This is a genomic window from Azospirillum sp. A1-3, assembly GCF_023806445.1.
Lineage (GTDB): Bacteria > Pseudomonadota > Alphaproteobacteria > Azospirillales > Azospirillaceae > Azospirillum.
The window spans coordinates 269016-285733 of record NZ_JAMSLU010000002.1 but is presented as its reverse complement, the minus strand read 5'-3'; the positions used below and the strand labels follow the sequence as shown (position 1 = coordinate 285733).

The following is a 16718-nucleotide window of genomic DNA, read 5'->3' as shown; positions in this document are numbered from 1 at the left end:
CCGCCGCCAGTCCCGCATCCCTACACCACGCTGGCTGGGATGGAAAGCGGACGGTCCGCCTTAGTCGATGTCTTGGATCAGTCGGATGCGCGGGGTTCGATCAGGTCCCAGAGATTTCCGTAGAGATCCTCGAACTTGGCGACCATCCCGTACGGCTCCGATCTCGGTGGTTCGCGGAATACGATGCCCGCCGCGAGGTAACGGGCATGATCGCGGGCAAAGTTGTCCGTCTCAAGGAACAGGAAGACCCGACCGCCGCCCTGTCGGCCGACGGTGGCGCTCTGTTGTTCCCCGATGGCTCTTGCGAGAAGGAGCGAGGCGTCGCCTTTGGCAGGGCCAACGACGACCCAACGCTTGCCGTCTGCCAGCTTGGTGTCCTCCCGCAGCTCGAATCCGAGTTTGCCGACGCAGAAGGCGATCGCCTCGTCATAGTCTCGGACCAGCAGCGTCGCGAGGGACAGGCGCCGTTGTCCCATTCGATCGTCAGCCGTCATCGGCTGTGGTCTTTCATGTCTGACACCCCTCGACCGATGAAGTCGCGAAGGAGATCCGGCATCAGCCTGGTCTTTTTCAGCGCCGGATCGTCGGCCCGTAGATCAACGTAAAGGTCGATGCAGGCTTCGATGGCGTCCCTGACCGAAGCGACGTCGTGACGAGCGAGGGTCGTCGCCAATCTCTCATGCTCGTCCAACCGCAGAAGCTCCAAGCGTCTTACACCCCGCTGGTTCTTGCCGGCACGTCGATGGAACAGGGGGCCGAGCACCTGTTCGCGGAAGAAACCAAGCATGCCGATCGCCTCATAGAGTTCACCACGAGCGAGCTTGGTGGCCGCGTAGTGCAGCCAGATCCAGGCGCGGGATTCGAACCATTCGGAGGGTAGGTTCGGCCATTCGACCCGACCGGACCGAACACGCCTCTCAACTTCCGCATTGTCCCGGGCGAACAGGATGGCACGGCGTTCAATTTGGTGGTCGAGGTCGGCAGCCAGGACGAACTTCAAATCTACGTGCAGAAGTGGCGGACCGTAGAGACAAATCAGAAGCCGCGGCTCACCGACATGCTCGCCCGTGAAGGCACCAAGGAGATCGGGCAACGCTTCGGCAAAGGCCATACGCGACGCCATGACGTCTGAGTAGCTGTCATCTTCAACGACGATCAAGAAGTCGAGGTCGGAGTGCTCATCGAAGCCTCCGTGTATGTACGAGCCACCAATCAGAAGGGCGCTGAACCGATCGTCGGATGCAACCGCATCGCGAAAACATTCAAGAAACGTGGCATGAGGATGGGGAAGGGTGCTGGGCATGTTTCTCTCCTAGCCAGCACCTCAGGATGCAATGATCAGAGGTGCCTTTGCAAGCTGTCAGAACCTGTTCGTAGACGTTACACGCTGACCTCTTGGGGAACGAGCCGCTTCAGGCGCCTGGAGAGGATGGAGATGAAAGCGATCTGGACGAAGGCAACGAGGTGTTCCTTCGTTTGCTCAACGAGCGTGTTCAATCGCCGGTAGCGGCTGATCCAACTGAAGGAGCGCTCCACCACCCAGGCGATTTCGGTGGGGATGAACACCCCGTCGCGCCCGCGGGCGATCGGCTTGACAGCACTGCCGAACGTTTCCGCGGCTTTGGCCAGGGGTTCGCCGCGATAGCCGAGATCGCCGATGGCGGGACCTTGGAACCCGCAGCCAGCGAGTTGGCGCAGTACCGGCACGATGCTTTTGGTGTCGTGCACATTGGCCGGCGTGGCGTCGATCGCCAGCGGAATGCCGTACTTCTCGACGGCGATGCTGACCTTCACGCCGCGGATCTTCTTGCCGCCGTCCACACCCCGCGCGAAGCAACTCGGGGCCGAAGGGCAGGTGCGGCTGTCGATCACCACCGTGCTCGGTTCAGCCGTGTCGCCGCAGGCCAGCCGCCACGTGCGGCGCAGTCGATCGAGAAGGCGGCGCCACAACCCGAGCCGGGTCCAGCGGGCAAACAGAGTGTATAGCGTGCCGAACGGGATGCCGGAGAGCTGACCGATGGCGCGCCATTGCATGCCACAGAAGCCAACACACCAGATGGCCATAATCGCCTTGCGCAGCGCGGCTCCGGTGAGAGACGCTTTGGGCCCAGGGCGAGTTGGACGTGTGCCGTCGGTCGCCATCGCCGTCAGCTCGACCAGCACCTCCTCGAAAAAAGCATCGACGTCCGAGAACGCGTCCCAGGACGCCGGCGTGGTGCTTGCGGGACGAACGGCAGTGCCCATAAAATGCTGGCCTGATGGCTGTTTGTGACGGCCACAGCCCTACCAGACCGCGCCTCCAGCGCAATACCTCTCTTCAGCTTAAAGTAGCATACCGGTCAGCACCGGCTGGGACGTACCCGCTACGAACAAACTCTGAGACCGAAAGACTCATGTCCGGTTTGGAGAGAGGGCGCCGGAAAAGTACCGGATGGCAACTCGCCGACGCCCTACTCTACCGCATGCCCGGATCTGTGAGGGCGAAAGCCGAATGGCTGAGCTACTCGACCACGCCCCACGCCCAGCGCCGCGCGGAAGGCGACCTGACGGAAGTGGGATGCCGGGTGGAGAGTTACGCCGCGCCGGCAACCTCATCAACGATTTCATCAGCAACTTCATCGGCAATGCCGTTGCAGAGGGTGCCGATGCCATTGGCGATCACCTCCACCCTGTCTCCCGGCTTCATCCACAGGGGCGGCTCATGAAAGGCTCCAACCCCGCTGGGGGTGCCGATGGCGATCACGTCTCCTGTGGCAAGCGGCGTGAAGGACGAAATGTAGGCGATCAGAGCTGGGACTGGAAAGATCAGGTCGCTGATCGGCGACCGCTGCACGGTGACGCCGTTGAGCCGGGTTTCGATCGACAAAGCCGCCGGGTCGGGAATTTCGTCGGCGGTGACGATCCACGGGCCAATGGAGCCGGAACGCCAGAAATTTTTGCCCGGCGTGAATTGGGTGGTGTGACGCTGAAAGTCGCGGATCGAACCGTCGTTGCACAGCGTGTAGCCGGCGACGTGGTCCAACGCGCGGTCTTGCGGGATGTGGCGGCCCGGCTTGCCGATGACCACCGTCAGTTCGCCCTCGTAATCGAAATGGTCCGAGACTTTCGGCCGGACCAGCGCTTCGCCGTGGCCGACGATGCTGTCGGGGTAACGGGGGTTCCGTTGCAAAGTTTGCCGGCAGACGCGGAGTGCCGCGGCGGCGGCATCATCAGGCAGCAATACCGAACAGATTCGCGATGAAGGTCGCCTGGGCGGGCATGTCGTTGGCGGGCATGGCGGCAACCTGCCCCTTGCGCACCATCGCCAGGATCTCGTAGCCGGCGATCGTCCGGCGCGCGGTGTGGAAGCTCTTGAAGCCGAGCCCCGGCCGGACCAACCGTTTGATGCGCCGGTGATCTTGTTCAACGATATTATTGAGGTACTTGACTTGGCGCAGCTTGGCGAAACGCCACAGCTCTCCGGCTTTCTTCATCGCCTTGGTCGCGCTCGGATACGCGGCGTTCTTGTCCACAGTCACGGTACGCGGGTTCACCGTGTGCGCCTGCTTCAAAGCTTTGCGGAAGAAGCGCCGGGCGGCTGCAGTGTCCCGCTTGGCGCTGAGCAGGAAGTCGATGATCTGCCCGCGGGCATCGACGGCACAGTACAGGTACATCCAGCGGCCCTTGACCTTCACGTAGGTCTCGTCCACCCGCCAGGAGCCGGTGGTCATCCGCAGGTGCGGACGGAGGCGCTTGTCCAGTTCCGGGGCGTAGGCCTGGATCCAGCGGTAGAGCGTCGTGTGATCGACGGCCACACCGCGGTCGGACAGCATCCCCTCCAGATCGCGATAGCTGATCGGGAACTGCAGATACCAGCGCACCGCCCCCAGGATCACCGCCGCCGTAAACTGCCGGCCCTTGAATGGGCTTCGTGCTGCGCATCACCGTGTCACCTCAACGTCGAAAGGGCTGGGTTTTACCCGATCTCCGCCCGCCGGCAAACTTTGCAACGGAACCCCGATCTGTGCCCTATCCAGAACGGCGCCGGCTCTTCATGTCGAGGATTTCGCGCTCAACAAGATCGCGTTCCAGGACATAGCCGTCGAAGCGCTCGTAGAGCGGTTTGAGCAGCTCGTGCACGACACCGACGGGATCCTCGTCAATCCGCGGCGCCGACGTGGCGATCGCGAGATGGGCCTCCGGCAAGCGGCTGCGGTGGATCCCAACGATGAGGCTGCGATCCGCAGGCTTTGCCCAGGAGGCGAGGTCGCGCCCTCCGAGACCGGTATAACGGACGCGGAAACGGATTTCCGGGTCGCCGACGGGTGCGGTCAGCGTGGCGAAGCGGGCCGCGTGAGAGAGGCCTTCCCAGGCGCGCCAGATCGGCAGGGTGACATCGAAGAAGGTGCCCGGCTGAAGCACGTCAGAGCCGTCCTCCTGGTAGCCGCGCTGCAGGTAGAGCCGCCCGTCTGTCGAGGCTCGCCAGTAGTCGCTGTGGGCGGCATCATCGAACACCCGCTCTGCTTCGGTATTACCAAGCCAGCACTCGACGCCGCTCTCATCGCACACCGGGGCCAAGTCTTCCCTGGTCGGGACCCAGAAAGGCGGCCAGCCGGTGTAGCGCACCACAGACTTGTCGAGGACAACGAGCAGTCGTTTTGGCGACAGTCGAGTGATTGGGCCAACCACCTCGTAGTCAAAGCTGTAGTGGCCGTGCACCTGGCGCGCGGGGGCATCGTCGGGGAGCTTGCCGACCAAGTCGTTCCAGCGCTGCCGGCACACGGACACGAAGGCATCCTGCGGGTTGGCGTTGTTCTCGGCGACCAGTCCTACTACGCCCAGGATGGCCAGCGCGCGGCTGAGGGTGATCGATGTGTCGCTCTGATCGAAGGCAACCACCGTGGTCCTGCCGACGCCAGCCAAGCCGGCATGCTGCGCCTGGGTCAGCCCTTCATCCTTGCGCCGGCGGATGGTTTCAGCAACGAGCGCCGGCCAGTCGAGCGGCTGGACTACTCCTCGAAGATTCTCTGGCATGCGCCCTCCACAATCTCGGCGTAGCGATGGACGAAGCCGTCCGCCGGCTCCGCGGCCGGCGGCACGATGGCTTGGCTGCGGCGGACACGATCACCAAGCTCCTTGAGGGCCAGTTTGATGGCCCGCTCCGGAAGCCCGATGGCCTGACCGAAGGCGACAATCAGTCTGCGGTCGATCCGGTCGGTCTGAACGTGATCATCGCACAGCGACAGCGCGAACTCGGTTTTGTACGCGCCGCCATAGACCAGCGTGTTCAGCAGGTCGTAGGCCGGCGACAGTCGCAAGCCGCGCGACGTTTCCAGAAGTGAAAAGTTCTTCAGGTGCGCGTCGGCATTCCCGATGAGCGCACAGAGGACCACGCGCCGGAAGAACTGTTCGACATCGATCTGTGGGCGCGCGGAATGCTCTCGGATGGCGCCGGCGATCTCTTCGTAACTCCCGGCATATTTGCCGGTGAAATCGCGACCGCGCGGGCGGGCAAGGATCTGGGCGAAATCCTCCTGACGGAGCTTTTCGCCATTATCCGTGCGGTCGAAGCGCTTCACGACGAGCGCCAAATTTTCGATTCCAGCGAGAAATGCCGTCTCGAACTCTGTGACCTGCTTAGCGCCAAGAACATCGCGGGCAAAGCGCAGGGTGAGATATTCGTTGCGTACCAACGTAGCGTTGGTCTGATCGTTATATTTCGCAATGTGGGTGGCCGGCCCTTCGGCTTCGGCCGGGTGGTACTGGTCGCCGTGGCGAAAGCCAAGAAGCTTCTTTTGCACACCGGAGACGGTGCGTTTGCCCGCTGCGGCTGCGGTGGTCTCGGCATCGACCGCGACCAAGGGTGCCGCAAGCGGCTGCACGGCGCTGACGCCAACGGCGCCGATGCAGTCCTGCCCATAGCGCAGAAGGAGGCCGAAATCGTCCTCGTCCTCCACGCGGCCGGCGCGCGCCTGCTTCTCGCGAAGCCAGCCCTCGGGCCCCAGGTGCTGGAAGAACGGATGCAGACCAGTCGGCCACGCGTGCTCCCGCTCCCGGACCGGAAGGACACAGGCGATCGTCTCTGTCACGCCTGGATTGTAGACAAAGCGCGTGCCGCCCTGCGGCGTCTCGTAGAGAACCGCGACCCTTTGTCCCTTATACAGGATATCTGCAGTACGCTCAGTCACGACAGTCGCCCTTATCCGACATAGCCAGCCTCACCGCCGCAAGGCCCGGCTACACGTTGTATATGGCAAGCATAAGGCCATCTTCAACGCCATATATCCGTTATGAGCGACATAGTGCCAGTGGTTCGCCTGTTGTGTCTTTCATGGCAGGCAAATCGTACGGCTGGTGGGCTGCGGGGGCAGCAGTGATCCAGATAACCGACATTGGAAGCCACTTACCGTGGCGTTGGTGCATGGAGGCGTTGCCGAGCCAATTTGCGGAGGGCTGACGTGCCGTGTAGAAGGGCGCCCCGTCGTTCTGAATGCTGCACCCGCCATGCCCTTCAAGCACAATGCTGCCCGCCGCCACCGCATCCCTAAGAGCCTGACCCGAAAAGAATTGAGTGATTTCAGTCCCTTGTGATTCGATCGATGTTGCGAAGCATGACGAATGACAAGACAATGTGGACTGAGTGGTTGTTCGTGGACGTCATACGGGGGTGGCCTGGGTGACGAGCCGCTGCAGGCGGCGTGAGAGGATCGAAATGAAGGCGATCTCGATGAAAGCGACGAGGTGCTCCTTTGTCCGCTCGACAACGGTGTTCAATCGTCGGTAGCGGCTTAGCCATCCAAACGAGCGCTCCACGACCCAGGCTATTTCGGTGGGAATGAACACGCCGTTGCGGCCTCGGGCGATCGGCTGAATGGTGATGCCAAGCGCCTCCCCGGCTTTGGCCAGGCGCTGGCCACGATAGCCGAGGTCGCCAATGGCCGGGCCCTGGAAACCGCGGCCAGCGATCTCCCGCAGGACCGGGACGATGCCCTTGGTGTCGTGCACATTGGCCGGCGCTGCATCGATCGCCAGCGGAATGCCGTACTTCTCGACGGCAATATGGACCTTCACGCCGCGGATCTTCTTGCCGCCGTCCACGCCCCGCGCGAAGCAGCTCGGGGCCGACGGGCAGGTTCGGCTGTCGATCACCACCGTGCTCGGCTCGGCCGTATCGCCGCAGGCCTGCCGCCAAGTGCGGCGTAGCCGGTCGAGCAAACGGCGCCATAGCCCCAATCGGGTCCAGCGGGCAAACAGAGTGTACAGTGTGCCGAAGGGGATGCCGGAGAGCTGGCCGATGGCCCGCCATTGCATGCCGCAGAAGCACACGCACCACACCGCCATGATCGCCTTGCGCAAGGTGGCGCCGGCAAGCGCTGGCTTCGAGCCGGATCGTGTTGTCCGCGTCCTCTCCGCCGCCATGGTTGTCAACTCCGTCAGCACCTCATCCACAAAGGCATCGACATTCGAGAACGCGTCCCAGGAGGCGGGCGTGGTGCTTGCGGGACGAACGGCGCTGCCCATAGACTGCTGACCCGAGGCTGTTGACGACGCTCACAGCCCTACCAGATGGGCCACCCGGCGCAACACCCCTGTTCATCTTAAAGTAGCATCCCGCCCAGCACCGGTCAGGACGAGCCCGTCACGAACAAGCTCTCAGTACGCTTGGCTGTATAGGGCCAAGGCATCTTCATAGGAGACCTCGCGCGGATTGTTGATCAGGAGTCTCTGAACCTTCATGGCATCGGCAGCCAGCATCGGCAAATTATCGCGCCGCACGCCGACTTGCTCCAGCCGCTGCTCCATCGGCATGGCAGCGACCAGATCGCGCATGGCGCGGAGGAAGGCGTCCGCAGCCTTGGCCGGCGTGGCGAAGGCGCTGCCGGGCAGGATCGCCGGGGCGAGTTCGGCATAGAGTTCCTCGGCAGCCGGCCGGTTGAACTCCAGCACCGGTCCAAGCATGAGCGCGTTGCTCAGCCCGTGCGGCACATGGAAATGGCCACCCAACGGATAGGCCAGGGCGTGGACCGCCCCGACCGGCGCATTGGCGAAGGCGATGCCGGCGAGCAGCGAGCCCTGGAGCATGGCCGCGCGTGCGGCGACGTTGCGCCCGTCGGCGATGACGGTGCGGATGTTGCCGCCCAACAGGCTCAGCGCCCGCAGGGCGAGGCTGTCGGACAATGGGTTCTTCTTGTGGCGGGTGGTGTAGGCTTCGATGGCGTGGACCATCGCATCGATGCCGGTCATCGCCGTGACGCGTGGCGGAAGCCCCAGCGTCAGATGAGCGTCCAGCACCGCCAGATCAGGATAAAGCAGGCTGGAGACCACCCCCTTCTTCTCGCTGGTGGGCGTGGTGACGATGGCGATCGGCGTCACCTCCGACCCGGTGCCGGCGGTGGTCGGCACCTGGATCAGCGGCAGGCGCGGCCCCTTGGCGAGACCAATGCCGTAGATGTCCGACAGATCCTGCGGCGTGCCGCTCAGCAGGGCGACCAGTTTCGCCGTGTCCAGCGAGCTACCGCCCCCGACCCCGATCACGCCGTCGACCCCGGCGTCCCGCGCCGCCTGCACCGCCAGCGCGACCGACTGCTCCGGCGGGTCGGCCACGACGTCGGAGAACAGGGTGCAGACTGTTCCGGCGGTCCTGAAACCGGCTTGGACCGGCTCCAGCAGCCCGGCTGCGACCAGACCGGCGTCGGTGACGATCAACGCGCGGCGGATCCCCAGTCCCTTCGCCATCTCGCCCAGCCGGGTCGCCGCTCCCGCCTCGCACACCAGCTTAGGGGTGGTTTCGAACACGAAGTCCATCATGTCTCGGTCCTCACCGGAAAGGGGCGTCAGGCGGATTCAGCCGGCGCGACCAGCCGCTCGAGCACTGCGCGAAGCTTCTCCTGCAGCGCTGCCGGACGACGCGTCTCGCGATCGACGTAGACATGCACGAAATGGCCGCAGGCCGCCGGATTCGGATCATCGTTGCGGAACAGTCCGACCTCGTAGCGGACGCTGCTGGTGCCCAGCCGCGCCACGCGCAACCCGGCCTCCACCCGGTCCGGGAAGCTGACCGGCGCGTAGTAGCTGCAGCCGGTGTCCACCACCAGCCCGATCACCGGGCTGTTTTCGATGTCAAGTGCACCGTTCTCGATCAGGTATTGGTTCACCACCGTGTCGAAGTAGCTGTAATAGACCACATTGTTGACGTGGCCGTAGGCGTCGTTGTCCATCCATCGGGTAGGGACGGTCTGGAAATGGGGGTAGGCGGCGCGGGTGTCGTGCTTGCGGTCCATGCGGGTTCCTCTCTCTGTCTCTGGTTCGATCCTGGGGACTCAGGCGACGTCGAACAGGCCGGCAGCGCCCATGCCGCCACCGACACACATGGTGATGACGACATGGCGCACACCGCGGCGCCTGCCCTCGATCAGGGCGTGGGCGACCAGACGGGCGCCCGACATGCCGTAGGGATGACCGACGGCGATGGCCCCGCCGTTGACGTTCAGCCGCTCGTCGGGGATGCCGAGTCGGTCGCGGCAATGGATCACCTGTGCCGCGAAGGCCTCGTTCAACTCCCACAGCCCGATGTCGTCGACGGTCAGGCCGTGCTGCTTCAACAGCTTCGGCACGGCAAAGACCGGCCCGATCCCCATCTCGTCCGGATCGCAGCCGGCAACGGCAATGCCCCGGTAGATGCCGAGCGGGTGCAGGCCCCGCCGTTCGGCCTCCGCCGCCTCCATCAGCACGCTCGCCGACGCGCCGTCCGACAGTTGCGAGGCGTTGCCGGCGGTGACGAAACGCCCTTGCTGGATTTGCTGGCCGTCGCGGAACACCGGCTTCAGCGCCGACAGCCCGGCCAGCGTGGTGTCCGGCCGGTTACTCTCGTCGCGGTCCAGCGTCACCGCATGGCGGGTGGTCTCGCCGGTCGCCTTGTCGAGGCGGGTCATGGTGGTGGTGAGCGGCACGATCTCCGCGTCGAAGCGCCCGGCGTCCTGCGCCTCGGCGGTGCGGGCCTGGGAGCGGGCGGCGTAGGCGTCCTGCGCCTCGCGCGGCACGTCGTAGCGGGCCGAGACGATCTCCGCCGTCTCGATCATCGCCATGTATACGTCGGGGCGGTGCTCGACCAGCCAGGGATCGCGCCAGCGGTCGACGTTGATGCGCTCGGTCTGGACCAGCGACAGCGATTCCAGGCCGCCGCCGACCGCCACGGTCATGCCGTCGCCGACGATCTGCTTGGCGGCGATGGCGATGGCCATCAAGCCCGAGGCGCATTGCCGGTCCACCGACTGTGCCGCCACCGAGGTCGGCAGCCCGGCGCGCAGTGCGCACTGGCGAGCCATGTTCATGTGGGTGGCGCCCTGCTGCAGAGCCGCCCCCATCACCACGTCGTCGATCTCGGCGGGGTCGATCCCGGCGCGGGCGACGGCATGGGCGATGGCATGGGCGCCCAGGGCCTGCGCCTGGGTATCGTTGAAGGCGCCCCGATAGGCCTTGCCGATCGGGGTGCGGGCGGTCGATACGATGACGGCTTCTCTCACCGGTCTTCTCCTCGGTCACAGCCCGCGTTCGGACCGGCGGCTTCCGCCGCGCGCTTCAGGATGCGGTCGACATGGCTCAGGCCGGCGTCAATCTCGTGCTGGCGGTCGAGCGACGCGATCTCGGCGAAGCGGGCCGCCACGGCTTCCGGCGTCCGCTCGCCCTCCGGCAGAAAGACGCCGTCCGACTCGACGATGGCGAGCCGGGCATAGGTGCCGGCGCCGGCAAGGATCACCGTGCGGCTCGGCGCCTGCTCCGACACCAGGAACAGCGCCGCCGGGGTGACGAAGTCGGGGTTCAGCCGGGCCAATGCCGTCTCGTCGAGGATGTCGGACGTCATGCGGGTCGCCGCGGTCGGAGCGACCGCGTTGACGTGGATGCCGTTGCGCACGCCTTCCAGATGCAAGACGTTCATCAGCCCGACCAGGCCGGCCTTCGCGGCGCCGTAGTTCGACTGGCCGAAGTTGCCATAGACGCCCGAGGTCGAGGTCGTCATCAGGATGCGGCCGTAACCCTGCGCCCGCATAATCGGCCAGACCGCGTGGGTGACGTTGGCCGCCCCCATCAGATGCACGTCGACGACCGAGCGGAAATCCTCCAAATCCATCTTGGCGAAGCTCTTGTCGCGCAGGATGCCGGCGTTGTTGATCAGCACATCGATGCGGCCCCACAGGCCGAGGGTGCGCTCGACCATGGCGGCGACCTGCGCCGGGTCGGTGACGTTCGCGCCGTCGGCGATGGCCTCGCCGCCGCGGTCGCGGATCTCCGCAACCACGGTTTCGGCAGCGCCCGAGGCGCCGCGGCCGTCGCGTCCGCCGCCCAGGTCGTTGACCACCACCCTGGCGCCACGTGCCGCCAGTTCCAGCGCATAGCCGCGCCCCAGGCCGTTCCCCGCCCCGGTGACGATCGCGACGCGCCCGTCGAAGCGGACGCCGTTGGGGGCGATGTCTTCCGATTGAATGCTCATGCTGCGTCCACCTGTTCTTTCAAGAGGGTCAGGATGATCCAGTCGGCCGCCAGCGCCGGCTTGGCGCCGCCTTCGATCTCCACCGTCACCGCATAGCGTGCGACCAGTTCCCGCTCCGACCGGCGGGTCGCCTCGCTCAGCACGAAGCGGGCGCGGACCCGCGTGCCTGACCTCACCGGCGCCAGGAAGCGGACGCGCTCGAAGCCGTAATTGATGACCATCGCCTCCCCGGCAATCACCGGCAGCACGCCCGCGCCCATCGCGGTCAGCAGCGACAGCGACAGGAAGCCGTGGGCGATGGTGCCGCCGAAGGGGGTGTCGCGGCTTGCCCGCTCGGGATCGACATGGATGAACTGGTGGTCGTCGATGACGTCGGCGAAGGCGTCGATGCGCTCCTGGGGGATCGTGAACCAACGCGACGCGCCGATCTCACCGCCGACGTGCCGTTCCAGGTCCCCAGGAGAAACAGGTTCGATCATTGGGGGTCTTCCCATGTCCGTTTGGCCGTTGCTTGGATGCGGACGCCGCAAAGTTTGCTTGCGCCACGCACAAAAAACATACCAAGTAGTATGTGAGCATGCCGGTCCTGTCCAGGCAGAAATGTTGCCTGAAGCATGGATTGGTCCTAGCTTCGCCGAACCGAACGGCGCCGCGCCGTCGCGGCGGTTTGGGGCGGGCGAAACGGGTTGGTCGTCGACGAACATATTGAGCTGGAACTGGATGATGAGCAGTGAAAAGAACCCGCTGTCGCCCCGCATAGACAAGACCGGGAACATCGACATCCTGATCGCCGCCGCCGAATGCTTCATGGAGCAGGGATACCATGCGACGAGCATCGACGATGTGGCCCGACGTCTAGGCGCCACGAAAGGCCGCATCTATCATTATTATCGCTCGAAGACGGAGCTGTTCTTCGACGTCCACCGCGAGGGGATGCGGCGCAACTTCGAGGCCGTCACCCCGGTGATGAAGGGGCCGGAGCCGGCGGCGCGGCGCCTCAGCGCCATGTTCCGCCAGCATGCCCTCTCGATGATGGAGAATCTCGCCCTGGAAGCGGTGGTGGTTCAGGGCGTGGAAATGCACCGCTTCGGCGCCACGACGCCCGAGCAGCGCCGGACGCTGGCCGAGCTGATGACCGTGCGCAATGACTTTGAGAGCCTGTTCAAGCGCGTCGCCTACGAAGGCGTCGAGGACGGCTCGATCCGCACCAGCGACGTGTCGGTGGCGGTCAAGGTGGCGCTGGGCGCCATAAACTGGCTGTCGATCTGGTATCGCCCCCGCCCGGCGGAGACCCGCGACGACCGCGAGATCCTGGCCGACAAGATCGTCGGCTCGATCATGCAGGGGCTGAACACGCCGGAATGACATGGAGAAGCCCTCATCCCGCATCGGGACAAGGGCTTCGGTGTTCCTGGAAGGACGCGGGCTCGTCAGGCGAGAGTTTCCCGCTTGAAGCGGATGCCCGCCGCCTCACGGTCCCAGCACTCCTCCGTCAGCCCCTCGGCGCGCAACGTATGCTTCTGGAGCTTGCCGCTGGCCGTCTTCGGCAACTCCTCCACCACCCGGACGTAGCGCGGCACCATGTAATGCGCCACCCGCGCCGCCAGGAAACCGACCAGTTCCGCCGGATCGACTGACGCGCCGGGAAGCGGGGCGACGACCGCCAGCACTTCGTCCTCGCCGACCGAACTGGGCACAGCGACCGTCACCGCCTCGCGCACCGCCGGGTGGGCGCAGATCTCCGCCTCCAGTTCGAAGGAGGAGATGTTTTCGCCGCGGCGGCGGATCACGTCCTTCAGACGGTCGACGAAGAAGAAGCGACCGTCATCCTCCATACGGAAGGCGTCGCCGGTGTGGAACCATCCGTTGCGCATGGCCGCCAGCGTCGCCTCCAGGTTCCGGTAATAGCCGGAGCCGAGAGCCCAAGGGCGATGGGAGCGGATGATCAACTCGCCGACGGTGCCCGGTGGCAATTCCGCGTCGTTGCCATCGACCACGCGCAACTCGAAGCAGGGCCGCGCACGGCCGCACAGGCCCGGCACCATCCCCTCCGGCCCTGCCGTCAGGGGGCTGGCGATCTCGGTCATGTTGTAGACGGTGTGGAGTTCGACGCCGAAGCGCGCGCCGAAGCGCGGCGCGTCGTCGCCGAAGGGGACGATGAAAACCTTCCTGAGGGTATGGTCGCGGTCGTCCGGCCCCGGCGGCGCCTTCAGCAGGAAGCTTGCCATGACGCCAAGAAGCAGGACCACCGTGCTGCCGGTGTCGCGGATCGAGTCCCAGAACTCCGACGTCCGGAACTCCGGAACCATCGCCATGGAGCCGCCTTTGCCCAGCATGCAATAGACGTAGAGCGTGCTGCCGCAATGGAAAATCGGCCCGCAGATCATGCAGCGGTCGTCCGCCGTGATGCTGTCGAAGGCGTCCGGCCCCATCGTGTAGATCTGCACGTAGGACGTCACGACCCCCTTGGCCGCTCCGGTCGTGCCCGATGAATACATGATCGCATGCGGGTCCCAGGGCTGGATCGGCCGCTCGAGGTCCAGGTGAAGATCGGCATCGGCGGGCGCATCGACCAGCGGCGCGATGGTGACGCCGGGCAACTCGGGCGGGTCCGAGTCCGCCGCGCCGACGGTCAGGACCGTAGCCACAGCCCCCCGGTCGATCTCCGCCAGGCGGCCGACCAACGCCACGTGAGCGATAAGGACTGCGGCGCCGGCGTTGTCCAGCATGTGCTCCAGTGGGCGTCCCCGGCTCGCCGTATTGAGCGGCACATAGACCGCCCCGAGGTAATTGATGGCGAACCACGAGGTCAGCAAATCAGGCCCGTTCCCCATCCAGCACAGCACATGGTCACCCTGGCGCACGCCTTGCGCGCGCAGGGCCGCGGCGCGGCGGCGGACACGCTCCAGCGTCTTCCGGTAGCTCCAGGTCTCGCCCTGCCAGAAAGCGACGAATACCGCGTCGGGCTGCCGCTCGGCCTGTCTTTCCAGAAGATTGCGCAAGACGCACTCGTCCGCCGCGGGGATCCGCCCCCGATCATCTCCGTGCATCGCCGAAAACCCTCCCTCTTCGTCCAACTTTGACGCCCAGCTATTGGGCCGCCCACCGCCCGGCAGCAGCTGCCATGCATATGTTTGCACCACCAATCAAAGGATTGCAACATACTCAGTAGAATGTTACGTCATAAAGGCCGGCTCGGATGGCCGTAGGCTCGGGAGGAGAGGGGGGTTAAGCGAGATGAACTTTGTTTCGGTTGAGCGGTCGGACGGGGTGGCACTGGTCCGCTACGACCGTGGTGGACGGGCCAATGCCTTGAGTGCGGCGGCGATGACAGAGTTGACGGACGCGGCCCGCCACCTGCGCGCCGATACCACCGTGCGGGCGGTGGTGCTGACCGGCACCGCCGCGGTGTTTTCCGGCGGAATCGACCTGTCCGATCCGCAGCTCTGGCCGACCGGCGGGGATGTCCTGGAGCAGCATGCCGCCATCGAGCGCGGCCGGATCCTATGCGACGCCTGGGCGGCGCTGCCCCAACTCACCATCGCCGCCGTCGAAGGGCCGGCGATCGGCGGCGGGGGGGTACTGGCGATGGCGTTGGACTGGCGGGTTTTCGGGCGCGGCGCACATCTGCGCCTGCCGGAAGCCCGGCTCGGCTTCACCCTCGCCTGGGGCGGCCTCCCGCGTCTGGTGTCGCTGGTCGGCCCGGCGCGGGCAAAGCGGCTGCTGTTCACCGATTTGCGTGTCGACTCGGGGCTGGCGCTCGACTGGGGCCTCGCCGACCTCGTCGCCGAGGACCGCGCCGTGGTCTCGGACAGCCTGCGGCTGGCCCATGACGCGGCAACGGTCCCGCCACTGATCTTGCGCATGACCAAGCGTGCCATCGACGCCCAGACCGACCAGACGCGCCTGGCCCATGGCGACAGCGACCAGTTCCTGCTCGGCCGCCTACTGCGCGACGCCGCCGGGGCCTGAGCCTTTCCCTCAAAACAGCACAAGAACCGGGAGGATAAACGCATGAAGACGCTCAAGACGGCCCTGCTCGCGGGCATGGCCACAGTCACTGTTGCCGGGGCTCCGATCGGCACGGCCCAGGCGCAGATTTCTGACGATGTCGTGAAGATCGCCGTGCTCGACGACATGACCGGCATCTACGCGGACCTCGCCGGGCGCGGTTCGGTGGTCGCCGCGCAGATGGCCGTCGAGGATTTCGGCGGCAAGGTCAAAGGCGCACCGGTCCAGGTCGTCCATGCCGACCATCAGAACAAGGCCGACATTGCCGCCAGCATCTCCCGCCAGTGGATCGACCGGGAGCAGGTCGACGTGATCGTCGACGTCGGCAACTCCGCCGCGGCGCTGGCGGTGCAGGAGGTGACGCGCGAGAAAGGCCGGGTTCATCTGAACTCCACCGCCGGCAGCACCGATCTCACAAACGAGAAGTGCTCGCCGACCGGCGTACACTGGACCTACGACACCTACGCCCTCGCCAACGGCGCCGGCCGTGCCCTGACCCGGCAGGGCAACAAATCGTGGTTCTTCATCACCGCCGACTACACCTTCGGCCGCAGCCTGGAGACCAACACGGCGAACGCGGTCAAGAAGACCGGCGGCGCGGTTCTGGGTGCGGTGCGGGCGCCGGTCGCGACGCCGGACTTCTCGTCTTTCCTGCTTCAGGCGCAGGCGTCGGGCGCGCAGGTGGTGGCGCTCGCCAACGCCGGGGGTGACTTCGTGAACGCGGTGAAGCAGGCCAACGAGTTCGGACTGACCCAGGGCGGCCAGAAGATGGTCGGCATGCTCGTCTTTCTGACCGACATCGACAGCCTCGGCCTCGAGGTGACCAAGGGGATGGTCATCACCACCGGCTGGTATTGGGACACCGACGACCGGACACGGGAATTCGCCCGACACTTCGGCCAGCGGCACGAGGGCAAGATGCCGACAATGGCCCAAGCCGGCGTCTATTCGGCGGTGCTGAACTACCTGAAGGCCATCGATGCTGCCGGCACCGACAAGGGTCTGACGGTGGTCAACCAACTGAAGAGCATGCCCGTCGAGGACATGTTTGCCCGCAACGGCAAGGTCCGCGCCGACGGTCGCATGGTCCACGACATGCAACTCGTCGAGGTTAAGAGCCCCGCCGAGTCCAAGGGCCGGTGGGACTATTACAAAATCCTCAGCACCATCCCCGGCGACGACGCCTTCCTGCCGCTGTCCGAAAGCAAGTGTCCCCTGATCAAGGGCTGAGGATGGCGGG

General features: G+C 65.4%; 16 protein-coding genes and 1 pseudogene. 3 read left to right on the top strand and 14 right to left on the bottom strand.

Annotation, left to right across the window (positions count from 1 at the left end; genetic code table 11):
- Positions 1-77 precede the first annotated feature (77 nt).
- The 13 genes and pseudogenes from M5E06_RS14700 to M5E06_RS14640 form a co-directional block, all read right to left on the bottom strand.
- The gene (locus tag M5E06_RS14700; RefSeq protein ID WP_252138793.1) at positions 78-494 is read right to left on the bottom strand and encodes a VOC family protein; all 417 of its coding nucleotides are present in this window, start codon (positions 492-494) and stop codon (positions 78-80) included.
- On the bottom strand, positions 491-1303 hold the full coding sequence (locus M5E06_RS14695) for a nucleotidyltransferase domain-containing protein (protein WP_252138792.1): 813 nt from the start codon (positions 1301-1303) through the stop codon (positions 491-493). Before M5E06_RS14695 ends, M5E06_RS14700 begins: the two co-directional genes overlap by 4 nt.
- A 77-nt stretch (positions 1304-1380) precedes the next feature.
- Complete coding sequence (locus tag M5E06_RS14690) at positions 1381-2244, bottom strand: IS5 family transposase (protein ID WP_252138791.1); 864 nt, start codon at positions 2242-2244, stop codon at positions 1381-1383.
- 328 nt (positions 2245-2572) lie between these two features.
- On the bottom strand, positions 2573-3169 hold the full coding sequence (locus M5E06_RS14685; RefSeq protein ID WP_252138790.1) for a fumarylacetoacetate hydrolase family protein: 597 nt from the start codon (positions 3167-3169) through the stop codon (positions 2573-2575).
- 40 nt (positions 3170-3209) lie between these two features.
- Positions 3210-3902, bottom strand: a pseudogene (locus M5E06_RS14680) (IS6 family transposase); the annotation flags it as partial.
- A gap of 106 nt (positions 3903-4008) precedes the next feature.
- The gene (locus M5E06_RS14675) at positions 4009-5013 is read right to left on the bottom strand and encodes a helix-turn-helix domain-containing protein (RefSeq protein ID WP_252138788.1); all 1005 of its coding nucleotides are present in this window, start codon (positions 5011-5013) and stop codon (positions 4009-4011) included.
- Positions 4989-6167, bottom strand: coding sequence for a type II toxin-antitoxin system HipA family toxin (locus M5E06_RS14670; protein ID WP_252138787.1), 1179 nt, complete (start codon positions 6165-6167; stop codon positions 4989-4991). Before M5E06_RS14670 ends, M5E06_RS14675 begins: the two co-directional genes overlap by 25 nt.
- A 469-nt stretch (positions 6168-6636) precedes the next feature.
- Entirely contained in the window at positions 6637-7500 is an 864-nt protein-coding gene (locus M5E06_RS14665) for an IS5 family transposase (protein ID WP_252138786.1), read from the bottom strand.
- A 132-nt stretch (positions 7501-7632) separates the two neighbouring features.
- Positions 7633-8787 (bottom strand): iron-containing alcohol dehydrogenase, encoded by a 1155-nt coding sequence (locus M5E06_RS14660; protein ID WP_252138785.1) that lies wholly within the window; start codon positions 8785-8787, stop codon positions 7633-7635.
- Positions 8788-8813: 26 nt separating this feature from the next.
- Positions 8814-9260, bottom strand: coding sequence for an acyl-CoA thioesterase (locus M5E06_RS14655; RefSeq protein ID WP_252138784.1), 447 nt, complete (start codon positions 9258-9260; stop codon positions 8814-8816).
- 39 nt (positions 9261-9299) lie between these two features.
- Positions 9300-10502: an acetyl-CoA C-acyltransferase gene (locus tag M5E06_RS14650; protein WP_252138783.1), complete on the bottom strand. Its 1203-nt coding sequence runs from the start codon at positions 10500-10502 to the stop codon at positions 9300-9302.
- The gene (locus tag M5E06_RS14645) at positions 10499-11467 is read right to left on the bottom strand and encodes an SDR family NAD(P)-dependent oxidoreductase (RefSeq protein ID WP_252138782.1); all 969 of its coding nucleotides are present in this window, start codon (positions 11465-11467) and stop codon (positions 10499-10501) included. The genes M5E06_RS14650 and M5E06_RS14645 overlap by 4 nt, the downstream gene beginning before the upstream one ends.
- Complete coding sequence (locus M5E06_RS14640) at positions 11464-11946, bottom strand: MaoC family dehydratase (RefSeq protein WP_252138781.1); 483 nt, start codon at positions 11944-11946, stop codon at positions 11464-11466. The genes M5E06_RS14645 and M5E06_RS14640 overlap by 4 nt, the downstream gene beginning before the upstream one ends.
- Before the next feature lie 241 nt (positions 11947-12187).
- Between M5E06_RS14640 and M5E06_RS14635 the strand changes: the two genes are divergently transcribed.
- Entirely contained in the window at positions 12188-12832 is a 645-nt protein-coding gene (locus M5E06_RS14635; protein WP_252138780.1) for a TetR/AcrR family transcriptional regulator, read from the top strand.
- Between the two features lie 65 nt (positions 12833-12897).
- Here M5E06_RS14635 and M5E06_RS14630 read toward each other — a convergent pair whose 3' ends face one another.
- Positions 12898-14469: an AMP-binding protein gene (locus M5E06_RS14630; protein WP_252138779.1), complete on the bottom strand. Its 1572-nt coding sequence runs from the start codon at positions 14467-14469 to the stop codon at positions 12898-12900.
- 235 nt (positions 14470-14704) lie between these two features.
- On the opposite strand from M5E06_RS14630, the gene M5E06_RS14625 reads away from it, so the two are divergent.
- Together M5E06_RS14625 and M5E06_RS14620 are read left to right on the top strand one after the other, a co-directional pair.
- Complete coding sequence (locus M5E06_RS14625) at positions 14705-15439, top strand: enoyl-CoA hydratase/isomerase family protein (RefSeq protein WP_252138778.1); 735 nt, start codon at positions 14705-14707, stop codon at positions 15437-15439.
- A 42-nt stretch (positions 15440-15481) separates the two neighbouring features.
- Complete coding sequence (locus M5E06_RS14620) at positions 15482-16708, top strand: ABC transporter substrate-binding protein (protein WP_252138777.1); 1227 nt, start codon at positions 15482-15484, stop codon at positions 16706-16708.
- The last annotated feature ends 10 nt before the right edge of the window (positions 16709-16718 follow it).

What these genes read in the sequence shown, in the direction of transcription:
- M5E06_RS14655 (WP_252138784.1), bottom strand. Translation starts at nt 9,260, where the DNA reads ATGGACCGCAAGCACGACACCCGCGCCGCCTACCCCCATTTCCAGACC.
- M5E06_RS14665 (WP_252138786.1), bottom strand. Translation starts at nt 7,500, where the DNA reads ATGGGCAGCGCCGTTCGTCCCGCAAGCACCACGCCCGCCTCCTGGGAC.
- M5E06_RS14700 (WP_252138793.1), bottom strand. Translation starts at nt 494, where the DNA reads ATGACGGCTGACGATCGAATGGGACAACGGCGCCTGTCCCTCGCGACG.
- M5E06_RS14675 (WP_252138788.1), bottom strand. Translation starts at nt 5,013, where the DNA reads ATGCCAGAGAATCTTCGAGGAGTAGTCCAGCCGCTCGACTGGCCGGCG.
- M5E06_RS14690 (WP_252138791.1), bottom strand. Translation starts at nt 2,244, where the DNA reads ATGGGCACTGCCGTTCGTCCCGCAAGCACCACGCCGGCGTCCTGGGAC.
- M5E06_RS14660 (WP_252138785.1), bottom strand. Translation starts at nt 8,787, where the DNA reads ATGATGGACTTCGTGTTCGAAACCACCCCTAAGCTGGTGTGCGAGGCG.
- M5E06_RS14625 (WP_252138778.1), top strand. Translation starts at nt 14,705, where the DNA reads ATGAACTTTGTTTCGGTTGAGCGGTCGGACGGGGTGGCACTGGTCCGC.
- M5E06_RS14645 (WP_252138782.1), bottom strand. Translation starts at nt 11,467, where the DNA reads ATGAGCATTCAATCGGAAGACATCGCCCCCAACGGCGTCCGCTTCGAC.
- M5E06_RS14620 (WP_252138777.1), top strand. Translation starts at nt 15,482, where the DNA reads ATGAAGACGCTCAAGACGGCCCTGCTCGCGGGCATGGCCACAGTCACT.
- M5E06_RS14635 (WP_252138780.1), top strand. Translation starts at nt 12,188, where the DNA reads ATGATGAGCAGTGAAAAGAACCCGCTGTCGCCCCGCATAGACAAGACC.
- M5E06_RS14640 (WP_252138781.1), bottom strand. Translation starts at nt 11,946, where the DNA reads ATGATCGAACCTGTTTCTCCTGGGGACCTGGAACGGCACGTCGGCGGT.
- M5E06_RS14695 (WP_252138792.1), bottom strand. Translation starts at nt 1,303, where the DNA reads ATGCCCAGCACCCTTCCCCATCCTCATGCCACGTTTCTTGAATGTTTT.